Raw genomic sequence first — 13,554 nt, 5'->3', positions numbered from 1 at the left:
TCTGTTTAAGCCGTCATTGGAAAATCTTCTCCTGAGTAGAAAACTTTCAGTGATGGTTTCTTCCATTTAAGGCAGTAAGCAATCACACCACCTGAATTACGGCGAAATGTACCGATATGGTGAGCCGATTGCTTCTTCATTTGTTGAATCGACGATCAATGAAGTCATCGCTAAACGCATGGTGAAAAGCAGCAGATGCAATGGAGCCAACAAAGTGTGCATTACTAACTCCAGACATGCGCAGCGGTACTCAATGATAATTTAAAAGCCCGATTCGAGCATTGGTATCCGGGCATAAAATTATGTGAAGAAACGGATCATAATTTAACAGAGGTGGTTACCGCATAAGTGCCCCTGACTTTTTTATGTTCTCCTTAACAATAACCAATTGCCATTATTTTTTGGTAGCGTTCCGCCAGTAATGTTTCAATATCGAGCTTTTTCAATGCTGACAAATCGGCGAGTAGCTGTTGTTTTAAATTTTCACCCGCGATCAGATAATCACGATGAGCACCACCAAGTGGTTCTGGGATAATAGTATCGATAATACCAAGCTCTTTAAGTCGTTTCGCCGTCATTCCCATCGCTTCAGCGGCAACCTGAGCTTTTTGTGCATCTTTCCAAAGAATAGATGCGCAACCTTCCGGTGAAATTGCCGCATAGGTACTGTATTCCAACATATTAATGCGATCGCCAACCCCTATCGCTAACGCGCCACCAGAGCAACCTTCTCCTGTGATCACACAGACGATTGGTGTTTTTAAGCAAGACATTTCCATAATGTTTCGCGCAATCGCTTCGGCTTGTCCCCGCTCTTCAGCACCAATACCTGGATAAGCGCCCGCAGAATCAATAAGAGTCACCACTGGTATATGGAAACGCTCGGCCATTTTCATTAAGCGTAATGCTTTGCGATAACCCTCAGGGGAAGGCATGCCAAAGTTGCGCATCACTTTTTCTTTCGTGGTACGGCCTTTTTGCTGCCCTATTACCATCACAGGTTGGTCATCAAGACGAGCTAAACCGCCAACAAGGGCTTTATCATCTGCAAATGCTCGGTCACCCGCTAGCTCTTGAAACTCAGTAAAGATCAAAGAAACATAGTCGAGGGTGTAAGGTCTCATGGGGTGTCTGGCAAGTTGGACGATTTCCCAAGCGCCAAGTTGAGAAAAAATGGTTTTCGTTAATGAAAGACATTTCTTCTCAAGTAATTTGATTTCCTCGTCGATCTTAATATCCGACAGATGGCTATTTTCTTTAAAGGTCACTAAAGCGTCGATTTTTTCATTCAATTCGACGATTGGTTTTTCAAATGCGAGAAAATGAGTAGACATAGAATCCTTAACATGGTAACCATCCCATTTTTAATGGAGGTTATTAGCAGTAGAATTTTTGTTTTGTGACAGCGTCAATTTTTGAATAGGGGTTATTCCCCGCTAATCCCATGTTAGGGAGTTCGTGATTATAAGTCTATAACCATCGCGTTGTTTTATCTTGGTGACCATAGATTTTATGCTCTCGTATAGGTATACAGAGTGAAGTTTGTTATTTATTTCTGACCTTTTCATTCATCACATAAGCCCAGTCTTTCACCAACTCACTCCGATGGTAACCGGCTCCGTCAAGGATAATATGCACCTTCTGACTGACCGGATAGGTTTCACGAATGGCAATGAAGAATTCGGCGATATGATTAACTGTCGATACGGTCATACTCGCGTCCCCCCGTTTTACTGATATCGGCCAGATTCAGGGCGCCCATCAGGTTCAGACGGGGACGGTTTCCCGTTGTTTTCACCGCGGTTTTCTGGCTTTTGCACATCCAGCCATAAGCGAGTTTCGTCCCCTGCGTGGGATGGAGGTATTCAAGTTCGGCTTTTTGTTCATCGGTAATGAATATTTTCATGACTGATACCATGATCCTCATTTTGGGGAAAATCAAGCAGTTTCAATGAGCACGGGTATACTACGATTTTGGATATTAACAGATAAAAAATAAAAAACACTAAAAAATATAAAAACAAATGAAAACCATATTGAAAGATTGTAACTAAACGTAATGAATAATAAGTTAATTAATAAAATAGAATAAAATTAACCACATGTCATTTTATTAAAAATATAAATTAGATATTATATATGAACTATATTACATCAAATGAAATTATTTTTAGAATAGGAACTTTGATGTAATAATTTTGCAGCCGGATTATATTTTCTTGAATTAATCACAGCGTGGAGTCTAATTTAATGTTGTATATTATGAATACACGTTAAGAAATAAAAGTATGGTATTTATCACAAAAAGGAATCTTAGATTCTCTTATAATAAGTTAAATTACTAAGACAGCCGGTCAATTATTATGGCTGGCGACTTTTTAGCCAAAGGAAAATGCATTATTTACATTTATTGAACGAAAATCGCTATTTACAGTGATTAAAAAAATTGTAGGCTCATTCGCAAAAGCAGCAACAAAGTACTTATCTTTTTAAAACTAAAAATTAGAACTATACCCAATAGATTTCAAGTTGCAGCGCGGCGGCAAGTGAACGCAGCCAACAAAGCAGCAACTTGAAAGATGAAGGGTATATACCGAATGAACTTCAAAATGCTTGAGCCGTCAGATATAAAAACATTTAAATTCAACAACATAATCGTTTTTCAAACATGCACTTTGAAGTATCTTGAGTATATAACCATTGATAATGACCTGGGATTTACTACTCATGATCGTACCAGTAAAAATTTAGGAAAAAAATATTGTTCCCATCCTTATTATCTTTGAGATAAAGGGATAAAAGAGGATCCTAATAGGTTATTTTCTAAAAACAAATTTTAATATCATTGATTGATTGCTTGTAGGAGCCAAACCTAAGGGCGGTAGCGTACTCAAATAGGATAAAAGCCCCACCCAATCAGAGTGGGATTCTTTGCCGTTAATTTAATCAAATATAAGCTGGCTACGGAATTCACCTGACCACGTTGCTATTCGACGTTTAGCTTTATGACTATCTTTAATACTGGCATCTTGATTAATCACATTTAACGCAATCAGGTTAAAGAACGCCATTTGGGTGCTTACATCAGCTATACCCTGAATCAATGGCCGAAGCTGCTGACCTATCTGGATGACGGAGATACCAGTATTGATAACAATGTCACTGAGCGGGATATTCGCCCTTTACCACGGGGCGGAAAAACTGGACTTGATCTTCTACCGTGGAATGTTAATCTCAGTGAGATTGAGTCTAATCACACGGGTTAATTGGACGCTTACGACTCTCTTTGAAACCGAATATATGTTTGCGACTACTTTTGTCAGAAAAATATGCCACCCACTTGAATTGAGTCGGTGTCCATATAAGTTACATAGTAAATTTAACATAAACAAAATAGGAAAATTATGGATAAGAAAGAAGTTATCGCTTATATAAAAGAAAAAATTATTTATGAAAATCTTGAACTCAGTGAATGGGGGCATGAACTATCAGATATTAAAGATGATACATCTTTAATATCTGACGATGGACTGGCTTTGGATTCTGTAGATTTACTTGATATTTTTGTAGGGGTTCAGCAGAAATATGGCATTGAATTAGGTAACATAACTAAAGAAATGATGGAAGAACATTGTAGAACGCCATTAACCTTAACTGAACTGGTTATTAATAATCTTAGTGGCAATTGAGATAAATAACATAAATGGCCATTAGATAATACTTGATGGGTCATTTGAATTTATTTTTATATGGCCTGTCAATCCATTTGCGAATAGTTGTTAAACCTATAAGTATTTCTATAGAATATGAAAACACTAATTATAACCAACTATCAATCAAATCTCGTTGAACATATACTCAATAACCTTGACTCTGACGATATTCTTTTGCACTCAGTAGATATTAAATATAACACTAAAGAAAATTCAAAAGTTAAGTTGATTGAGAAAATTGAAAATCATAATGATACTTATGAAAATGTCATTGTTGATTTGAGATACAATGAGCAAGAAGACTTAGAGAAAATAGTAGACAGTCCTGATATCAACAATAGAGATGGTCTTTTTTCAAATACAGTAACTGATAATGTTCTATTTGTAATGAAAACGATAAAGGGTTTAATATTAGATAACATAAAATCAGGTAAGGGAAAATACTTCTTCCTGTTACAAGATGATTCATTCGGTTATCTAGACAGCTGCTATAGCTCTCCAGTATACAACGAGACAATAACTGCAATGTCGAAATCCTTAGCAAAAGAGTACTCTCGTTACAATATGTTTTTTAATACATTGGTAATTCAACCCGAGTTAAAGGAGTTGAAACTTGATCGAAATAGTAAAGAAGTTTTAAAAAACTATGCATTGAAATATAAAACAATCAACTATGAGGATGTAACTAAGTTTCTAATTTCAATGATTCAAAACGAGTTTCCCTTAAGTGGGGCTACGATACGGCTAGGAAATGGAGTTGTAGACTATGTCTAAGAAAGTAGTACTCATTACCGGAGGAGGCAGAGGGATCGGTAAAGAAATTTGCATGAAACTATCATCCGAAAATACCCATGTAGCTCTAACATATACAAGAAATTCATATAAGGCAGAAGAAGTTAAACATTATCTAGATGAAAGAAACATATCATCTTCTATCCATATGCTAGATATTAAAGACTTCCACATGTGCAAATCAATAGTTGAGGAAATTGAAAAAAAACAGGGTTCAATAAATATACTTGTAAACAATGCAGGTATAACTTTGAGTAAACAATTTGTCAGTTGTAATGATGCAGAGAATAAAGACGTTTTATATACTAACCTTCAAGGCGTTATAAACATGACTTTAGCTTCTGTCCCATCCTTGAAAAATTCCACATCTAGCAACAATATGGGAAGAATTATAAACATATCCTCAAACACATCGCTTTGCGGCAATGCGGGTCAAGTAGCATATAGTAGCTCCAAAGGAGGCGTCAATGGATTCACAAGACTTTGCGCAAGAGTTTTATCAAAATACAATATCATTGTGAATGCTATTGCCCCCGGATATATCGACACCGATATGACAAATGACATCCCAAAAAGTATCTATGAGCATGTATTACGTGCTTCAGCTATAAGTCGTGTAGGAAATGTGGAAGATGTCAGCTCAATAGTTAAATTACTATGTGATGAAAATTGTAATTACATGACTGGTCAAGTGCTCCATGTTGATGGTGGAAAGTTCTGTTAAGTATCTAATAAGGTCAGAGCGGGATTCTACTTTGTGTAAAAATTATCTATTTCTCAGATATAGATAATTTCTCACATTCAATACGTTTTATTGATAGGTTTTGACATCTCGGCTGCGCATTTATTGATGCAGCCAGAGAATTGTTTTTATACATAATAATCATATAAAAAATGTGAGATCCCGCCCTGCTAATAAGGTAAATTAATGAAAAATTCAATTATTATTACTGGTATGGGATTATATACCCCACCTGTTCCTAATTTAGATGAATTAAAATTATATATTGAAGACAAACACAAGCTAATAAATAACCATGAATACAATTCTATTGGAATAAAAAATGCGACTGTATCTGTTCATGATATAGAATGTACAGATTCTTTTGGAAAAAATGGTTGGATTAATAATGCTTCTATTTTTGCTTTACGAGCAACTCAAGAAGCTATCAAAAATTCGGGATTAGATCTTGATGATTATGATAAGAGTAGGATTTCTGTTGTATTAGGCAGTTATAACTCTGGGACAGATAGTTACTCAAAGATGTTCTCTAAGGTACTGAAAGGAAACGTAGAACAAGTAAAGCTTAGTGAACTTATGTCATCAATGTTGTCTCATTGTAGTAACGCTATTGCATCCCGTTACAACATCGAAGGAAAAAACATTGTCGTTTCATCAGCATGCTCTTCTAGTTTAACCGCTGTAGGCATAGCTACTGATTTACTAAACTCTAATAAAGCTGACTTAGTAATTTGTGGAGGTTGTGACTGTGTTGATCTGCCGGTATTGGCTGGATTTAATAGTTTGAGCGCATTAAATGAAGGAAGATGTGCACCTTTTTCAGAACTTAAAGGGATAAATTTAGGTGAAGGTGCAGGTATTTTGATACTAGCAAGAAATAATGACAAAAATAGTAGTAAATGGTTAGTAGCGGGATATGGTGCGTCAAGTGACGCTTATCATGAAACATCACCAGAGCCAAATGGGGCAGGAGCCATACAGGCCATTGATGCAGCTCTATTTGCCGCTGACCTTAGTAGAAAAGATATAGATTTAATTTCTGCTCATGCTACAGGCACAAGCGCAAACGATGTACCAGAATCGCAAGCTTACGAGAGGCTGTTTGGTAACGATATTCCCGTGAGCGTAATGAAACCTTTTTACGGTCATACATTAGGAGCCTCGGGAATTATAGAACTCATCAGTATTTTGTCTCTTCTGGACGCCGGTATTACGCCAGAAAATAATCATGTATTAAAACTCAGAGAAGATTGTAGTTCTATAAATCTTAATTACAAAAACTACCCTAGCCAGAAAATTAAGACTATATTGGCAAACAGTTTTGGCTTTGGTGGAAGTAACAGTGCACTAATCGTAACCAAAAACAGTTGTAATCGAAAGGTTAAATATGAAAAAACAGCTATACCTATAATAAAAGCGAGCTCTAATGATGGTGAATTAAAAAAAATAATAAAACCCGAAGGAAGTGTTTTTGGGGAAAAGTGTAGGATTAATCAACAAAATAAAAGATTTAAACGGGATTCACCGGAGATAAAATTCTGCATAGAATCTGTAGGAGATGTGATTGATGGTTTCGAGGATGTAATACAAAGTAGTCCTAGAGCCGGATTAATTACTGGGAACTCACAAAGACCGCAAAAATGTTTAGAAACTTATTTAAAGTCTATCTATGAAGGTGATCCCAAGTTTGCGAGTGCTCGTCATTTTCCTGGGCATATCGTTAGCGCAATCTGTGGTCAGGTGTCTATCGCGCATAAAATTAGTGGACATTGCACGGTATTATGCAGTCCAACAGCTGCTTTCGAATATAGTGTAGATCTTTTAAGGAGCAATACTCAAGATTATATGATTGCTTGTTCAAGTGATGAAGTAACGCCTGCACAAGAAAGTGTTATAAACCATTTGTTTAAAGATGCCGAATGTAACCTTACTAATGGGAGTGCAGCTATTCTATTGTCCAATAGAGAAAATCTAAATAAGACTAATGGCAAACCAATAGCGTGGGTACGAAGTATACTTCATTCTTCTTATAACGGACTAGTGTTAAGGAATGACATGAAGTTCCATAGTCTTTTGGAACGTCTCATTCTTGATTCTTGTGAAGAAGCATGTATAAGCTATGAAGAAATTGACCATTGTATTTTATCTAGCTCATTGATTGATAATGATATATATGATGGTGCTCGAAGTGTGTTGACCAAATACAACTCAAATTTACTCGTTGAGATTCAGAATGAGAAAAGGCTTTCATCTGACTTTATGACCAATATTGTGGAAGCAACCGAGAAGATATCAAACAATTCTAAAAAAACCGTTTTGGTGATATCGATAGATTTATCTTCAAATATCGGTGTTTGTATTATCTCTAAAGAAGAGAGATTGTCATAACCAGATATCTTTAAATAGGTCAAAAGTAAGTAAAATTAAAAGAAATAATCACTTCTTATGTGGGTGTTGCGTTACGATAAATTTTCATTAATCATTGATAAAATTTATATCCACCCACTTTATTATTTTAAAAATAATAATTATACTCCGGAGATAACTTATTTTGAATAAAAAAAACAGTCATGGAGCTATTGTTGAAACTATTTCGAGTGAATCTTTTTCCATACTATTCCCTCATAGTTGTTCATTTTTTAATGGACATTTCCCAAACAATCCTATTGTCCCTGGTGTGCTGCTATTGGATACAATATATGACAACCTTGTCAAAATAGGTGTGCTAAATATTAATGGCATAGATAACGCTCGTTTCTATAATACTGTTCAGCCAAATGAAAAAATAACAGTTAAGTTAAATAATTTATCGAATAAGGTTGTTTGCACAGCAAAAAGTGAAAAAGGTAAGGTGTTAAAAGCTAGTTTTATGAAAAGGCTTTAATATGATAGATTATTCAACACAATCATATAATACGACACTGGGTGATTCTTTCCTTAGTATTAATACGATTAATAGTTCTCCTCTAAGTTTAGCGAGAAACTGTAGGAATATTATAGAGCATCAGAGTGGCGTCAACGCTCATAAGATCCCCTTAGCTAGACATAAGGATTATGAGCTTCGTACAGCTTCAGAAGTTCTTAAAGAGGCATATAAACGAGGTCTTAACTTAAACTCTGAAAATCCTTTTGAAAAAAAAATAATTGGAAATTGTCAAACAATTTCACTGTTATGTATAGGAATTATGCGTGAATTGGGAATTCCTTCGAGATATCGATTTTGCTTGTGTACATATTTTGAACCAGGCTCATATGTTGAACACATCGTAATTGAGTATTGGTGTTTTTCAAATAACACGTGGAAGGTTTTAGATCCAACAGTCACTCATGAGATTATTGAAAAAAACAAGACTTCTATTGATTTTGATTTTGATAATATACCTAAAGAGAAATCTAATATATTTACAGATCTATGGAAGAATTACAGACGAGGCGATTTAGATATTGATGAGTTACATCATAAATCATACAAAAAAATTGTTGGATTTGAACGATTCGTGTGGAGAACATTACAGGATATCTTAGCTTTAAATAAAGTAGAGTTGTTTTATTGGGATTACTTCGATTTTAGAAAGTATGTGAATGATCCCACGTTAGTTGATGTGCTAATTGATAATATAGATGAAAACAAGAAAGAGATCTCTAATATTAATATTAACTTTGACGGCTTTACTAATTTACACCCCTACCAAAGAGATTATAAATAATGCAAGATTTTATTAAAGGTGCACATGCTGAACCTTTTTCCTTTGTTCACTCAGTTGAGTCTATCTCTAAAGATGAAGTAACTGCACGATCTCATTTTTCTACTGAGAGTACATATAGAGAGTGCTGTCAAAATTCTTGGCATTTAATTGTAGAATCCTTAGCTCAGGCAGCGGGGATACATATAAAAAATCAACTTGATATTAACTACAATGGATATTTAGTAGGCGTGGATGATTTAAATATTGAGAATGCCAATGTACTTATGGAAGATTACTTCTTGGTGGCTAGAATGATAAGTAATATTGATAATAAGTACTTGTATCATTGTGAGGCCATGGGTGATATGCATCGCCCTATCTTAACCTGTAGGATTTTACTGTCCAACTCAAATTAAATTACAGAGTGAATAAAGTTTTCCTTATTTTTAGTTGGTTTCTTTCTCCGGTTCAGTAAATTCAAAAAAGGAGAGGTTTTTTATGGCAAAGTCTATTTTGGCTCTGATCACCTCCCTCTCTGTCAGGATTGTTTCTATCTGACGATTTACTCCTACTTTTAACCATGTTCTATTTTTAAACTGCCTTCGGTTATGAGCTAGTTTATTATTCGATTAAGTTTCATGGGCATTATTTACGCTCAGTATAAATCATTAATGGATAAAAAAATGAAAACAAAAGATAGAGTTATTAACGAACCCGTAAATAGTGATGAAGAAAACTTAGCTTCATTGAGCTTGAAAAGTTTCCATATAAAATTTAATAAGGAAACTTCCCTTGAAGATATTTCATACGCAGCTATAAATCATTTGCCAGTGACCCTAGATGATGAGGTGATCGCTAGAGTCGAAAAGTCACGTCATATTTTAGAAAGTATGGTAGAGGAAGACCGAGTTATTTATGGTGTAAATACAAGCATGGGGGGTTTTGTCAATTATATTGTTCCTATTGATAAGGCGAGTGAGTTGCAAAACAATTTAATTAACGCAGTTGCTACTAATGTAGGAAAATTTTTTGACGATACGACCGTCAGAGCAACAATGTTGGCGCGAATTGTGTCGTTGTCTCGTGGTAACTCCGCTATTTCTGTGACTAACCTCTGTAAGCTGATTGACGTTTATAACAAAGGGGTTGTCCCTTGCGTTCCTGAAAAGGGGTCTTTGGGCACCAGTGGTGATCTTGGGCCATTGGCAGCGATTGCTCTTGTTTGCACAGGCCAATGGAAAGCACGATATCAGGGGGAGCAAATGAGTGGTATCGAGGCGCTTGAAAAAGCAGGTATCTCCCCAATGGTACTGAGCTTTAAAGAAGGGCTAGCGCTGATCAATGGAACCTCAGCGATGGTAGGTTTGGGGTCGTTATTATATGACGAAGTGCAGCAGGTGTTTGATACTTACCTTACTATCAGTGCGCTGTCTATTGAAGGACTACATGGTAAAACCAAACCATTTGACCCAGCCGTACACAAACTTAAGCCACACAAAGGGCAACTCGAAGTCGCAACTGCCATATGGAATATATTAGCTGAGTCGTCTCTGGCGGTGAATGAACATGATATAGAAAAAATAATTTCTCAAGAAATGGATGGTTTGGTCAAGCCAAGCTGCCATCAGATAGAGGATGCTTACTCTATTCGTTGTACGCCGCAAATTCTTGGGCCTATTGCTGATAATCTCAAGAATATTCAACAAACTTTAAAGAATGAGCTGAATTCATCTAGCGATAACCCGTTGATTGATCAAAACACTGAGGAAGTATTCCATAACGGTCACTTTCATGGTCAATATATCGCAATGGCGATGGATCATCTGAATATTGCACTTGTCACGATAATGAATTTATCAAACCGTCGGATTGATAGATTTATGGATAAATCCAACAGCAATGGTTTACCTGCATTTTTATGTGCAGAAAATGCAGGATTAAGATTAGGCTTAATGGGTGGACAATTTATGACTGCGTCAATAACCGCCGAATCCCGAGCATCGTGTATGCCTATGTCTATTCAGTCCCTTAGCAGCACCGGTGACTTTCAGGATATTGTTTCGTTAGGTTTAGTGTCTGCTAGACGAGTCAGAGAACAGTTGAAGAACTTAAAGTATGTTATGGCTTTTGAGTTATTATGTGCTTGTCAGGCAGTCGATATTCGTGGTAACGCTGGCTTGAGTAAAGCTACCCGAGCTCTCTATGAAAAAACGCGTAATCAAGTCCCCTATTTAAACGAAGATAAAACAATCACGGACTATATTGAATTTATTGTGAAAAACGTGCTAACAAAAAATTCTGACATTTAATTGATATATATAAAGTGTCCAAGCCATAATTATCTATTAAATAGACCTATTCGGTTTTTATGAAATTCTCAAGCGAAGTAATGCTGAGTGATCTTGTAGAATTCTGGTTTAATAATAGGTTTATCTAATTTTGATGTTTTCTATGTGTATTGTTTTACCACGCTAATTACCATGTTATCTAATAATATAAATTCGCATGATTATACAGTTATATCTATATACTCAAGATACTTCAAAGTGCATGTTTGAAAAACGATTATGTTATTTAATTTAAATGTTTTTATATCTGACGACTCAAGCATCTTGAAGTTCATTCGGTATATAATAATATATTTTAAATCACTACAAATATATAATTTGGAGATTGTAAAGTGGAAAAATCGACGATTGAAAAAGAGCTTAAAAATGAAATTGACAAAATATGCAATTATAATATAAGCACTGAAATTTCAGGAGATACAAAACTAAAAAGCCATCTAGATTCAGTTGATATTCTTCGATTCATACACAAAATTAACACAGATTACAATTTGAATTTTGGTAGTAAAATAGAAGATGAGAAATACTTAGATACATTTGATTCGATTGTTTCTTGGGTTCATAGTTCTATAAATAAATAAGATAAAAATGAAAAAAAACAATTTAATATTAATGATAAAACGTTTTGAAAATAATCATAACGTGGCTTATTACGATCATAACAATGGAAAAACATTTTCATATATTTATTCGGAAATAAAATCCATATTAAATTACTTTGATTTTAAAGGAATTACCAAAGGGAAAAAAGTAATATCATTTATGGATAAGGCGTTTTCAGAGTTTTCGCTTTTTTATGCATGTTTATTAAAAGGAGTGGCTTTTTGCCCTCTGGATAATAATATACCATCAAACAGGCTATCAATGATAATATCAGATGTTAATCCTGATTTAATTGTAGCTGATAATTTTTATATTGGTGATGAAAGTTCATTTCGAGAAGATCTGTTAATTCATAAAGATTGTATAGTCTCTAATGGGGAATTTATTTCTCCGCTAGAACATGATATATACTATGAAGATAGCTTAATCACGGATTACACTGATACTGTCGCGTATATTATTTTTACATCTGGATCTACAGGTAAGCCAAAAGGCGTTCAAATTACTCATGATAACTTCAATTCATTCATAGACGCATTATATCCTCAATACGTAAGTGAAAAACCTGAGAAATATTTATCTATTGGTCCTTTGTATTTTGACATGACCATTTTGGATAGTATTCTACCTCCACTATATGAGCATTCTGTATATTTATATAAACCACCATTTATACCCAGTATTTTCGCTAACATTATTGAAAGATATAATATAACTAGATTTAGTTGTGTCCCGTCTGTACTAAAAATTTTGCTCCCACAACTCAGTGAGGGTGGGGTATTTAATCAATTCAAATCGTTAAATCTAATTTTACTTGGTGCTGAAAAACCCAATGAACAATCGATTAAAACTTTATTGGAAAACATTCCTCAGCTTAAAGTCATAAATGCATATGGTCCTACAGAAGGTACTATGTGCTGCTTCTCCTCCGAAATTACTAGCGATAATATGACTAGAGATATAAGTATTGGCAAGCCCTTTAGAGGATTAGAATATATTTTAGAAACAAGTTATGGATATTCAAAATTTGGAGAAGGGAAGCTTTTAATCTCAGGAAATCAAATAATGAAGGGGTACATAAATCATTCGCAATGTGATGATCCATTTATTTTTCACAATGGTGTTAAATACTATGATACAAATGATATTGTTAAGGTTAGCGATGATGGTATCTTCTACTTTATAGGTAGATCAGATGATGAAGTCAAACTAAATGGATTCAGGGTACACCTTCAAGACGTTGAAATGAACATAAAGAAATTACTTAATGTTGGTAATATATTTTTGCATAAATACAGCACCAATAGTAAAGATTACTTAGTTCTATCATACGAGGAAAATTCGATAGTAGACCCGAATGAATGTTTCATTAATTTAGAAAAATTGTTACCAAAATACATGGTTCCTAATATTTTTTTAGTTTTCAAGTCATTGCCAAGGCTTCGAAATTCGAAATTGGATAGAAGTAAAATTCAATCAATAGCAAATGAAAAAATCGAATCCTCAAATAAAACTTTACCCTCTAATAAGTTTATTACTCTAAAAATACAGTAGTTTTTATTATCTTAATGGTGTTGCTCTAATGCTTCGCCAATTATGCAGTGCCCGGCATAATTGTTGTTATCACATAGTAATCTAAAAATCATTTGGATCACTTTTACGTTTAAATA

Annotated in this window: 12 protein-coding genes and 4 pseudogenes; 12 read left to right on the top strand and 4 right to left on the bottom strand. The window is 34.8% G+C overall.

The features are described from left to right. Positions 1-5: 5 nt before the first annotated feature. Positions 6-140 (bottom strand): hypothetical protein, encoded by a 135-nt coding sequence (locus AAC155_RS13565; protein WP_262405155.1) that lies wholly within the window; start codon positions 138-140, stop codon positions 6-8. On the opposite strand from AAC155_RS13565, the pseudogene AAC155_RS13560 reads away from it, so the two are divergent. Next, positions 95-348: pseudogene (locus AAC155_RS13560) on the top strand (ISKra4 family transposase); the annotation flags it as partial. The gene AAC155_RS13565 and the pseudogene AAC155_RS13560 overlap by 46 nt on opposite strands. A gap of 26 nt (positions 349-374) precedes the next feature. Here AAC155_RS13560 and accA read toward each other — a convergent pair. From accA to AAC155_RS13545, 3 genes and pseudogenes are all read right to left on the bottom strand, one after another. Next, positions 375-1,334 (bottom strand): acetyl-CoA carboxylase carboxyl transferase subunit alpha, encoded by a 960-nt coding sequence (gene accA, locus AAC155_RS13555; protein ID WP_113042766.1) that lies wholly within the window; start codon positions 1,332-1,334, stop codon positions 375-377. Between the two features lie 232 nt (positions 1,335-1,566). Further along, positions 1,567-1,870 (bottom strand): annotated as a pseudogene (locus tag AAC155_RS13550) (transposase); the annotation flags it as partial. 1,072 nt (positions 1,871-2,942) lie between these two features. After that, a pseudogene (locus tag AAC155_RS13545) lies at positions 2,943-3,086 on the bottom strand (ISAs1 family transposase); the annotation flags it as partial. Here AAC155_RS13545 and AAC155_RS13540 point away from each other — a divergent pair. The 11 genes and pseudogenes from AAC155_RS13540 to AAC155_RS13490 form a co-directional block, all read left to right on the top strand. Next, positions 3,072-3,205: pseudogene (locus AAC155_RS13540) on the top strand (IS66 family transposase); the annotation flags it as partial. The pseudogenes AAC155_RS13545 and AAC155_RS13540 overlap by 15 nt on opposite strands. A gap of 199 nt (positions 3,206-3,404) precedes the next feature. After that, positions 3,405-3,689, top strand: a complete 285-nt coding sequence (locus AAC155_RS13535; protein WP_113042765.1) for an acyl carrier protein — start codon at positions 3,405-3,407, stop codon at positions 3,687-3,689. Positions 3,690-3,806: 117 nt separating this feature from the next. Then, positions 3,807-4,487, top strand: a complete 681-nt coding sequence (locus tag AAC155_RS13530; RefSeq protein ID WP_113042763.1) for a hypothetical protein — start codon at positions 3,807-3,809, stop codon at positions 4,485-4,487. Next, positions 4,480-5,229 (top strand): SDR family NAD(P)-dependent oxidoreductase, encoded by a 750-nt coding sequence (locus AAC155_RS13525; protein ID WP_113042761.1) that lies wholly within the window; start codon positions 4,480-4,482, stop codon positions 5,227-5,229. The genes AAC155_RS13530 and AAC155_RS13525 overlap by 8 nt, the downstream gene beginning before the upstream one ends. A gap of 204 nt (positions 5,230-5,433) precedes the next feature. After that, entirely contained in the window at positions 5,434-7,635 is a 2,202-nt protein-coding gene (locus tag AAC155_RS13520; RefSeq protein WP_113042759.1) for a beta-ketoacyl-[acyl-carrier-protein] synthase family protein, read from the top strand. 163 nt (positions 7,636-7,798) lie between these two features. Beyond that, positions 7,799-8,131, top strand: coding sequence for a hypothetical protein (locus AAC155_RS13515; protein ID WP_158536572.1), 333 nt, complete (start codon positions 7,799-7,801; stop codon positions 8,129-8,131). Between the two features lies 1 nt (position 8,132). Beyond that, complete coding sequence (locus AAC155_RS13510) at positions 8,133-8,954, top strand: transglutaminase-like domain-containing protein (RefSeq protein ID WP_113042755.1); 822 nt, start codon at positions 8,133-8,135, stop codon at positions 8,952-8,954. Continuing rightward, the gene (locus tag AAC155_RS13505; protein ID WP_113042753.1) at positions 8,954-9,349 is read left to right on the top strand and encodes a hypothetical protein; all 396 of its coding nucleotides are present in this window, start codon (positions 8,954-8,956) and stop codon (positions 9,347-9,349) included. The genes AAC155_RS13510 and AAC155_RS13505 overlap by 1 nt, the downstream gene beginning before the upstream one ends. A 267-nt stretch (positions 9,350-9,616) precedes the next feature. Next, on the top strand, positions 9,617-11,242 hold the full coding sequence (locus tag AAC155_RS13500) for a phenylalanine aminomutase (D-beta-phenylalanine forming) (protein WP_191214870.1): 1,626 nt from the start codon (positions 9,617-9,619) through the stop codon (positions 11,240-11,242). A gap of 371 nt (positions 11,243-11,613) precedes the next feature. After that, the gene (locus AAC155_RS13495; protein WP_113042752.1) at positions 11,614-11,862 is read left to right on the top strand and encodes a hypothetical protein; all 249 of its coding nucleotides are present in this window, start codon (positions 11,614-11,616) and stop codon (positions 11,860-11,862) included. A gap of 7 nt (positions 11,863-11,869) precedes the next feature. After that, the gene (locus AAC155_RS13490; protein WP_113042750.1) at positions 11,870-13,438 is read left to right on the top strand and encodes an AMP-binding protein; all 1,569 of its coding nucleotides are present in this window, start codon (positions 11,870-11,872) and stop codon (positions 13,436-13,438) included. Positions 13,439-13,554 lie beyond the last annotated feature (116 nt).

It is taken from the genome of Photorhabdus sp. HUG-39, from assembly GCF_963878365.1.
In the GTDB taxonomy this organism is placed as follows: domain Bacteria; phylum Pseudomonadota; class Gammaproteobacteria; order Enterobacterales; family Enterobacteriaceae; genus Photorhabdus; species Photorhabdus kayaii.
The sequence above is the reverse complement of the archived record's forward strand: the minus strand, read 5'-3'. Positions and strand labels throughout refer to the sequence as shown.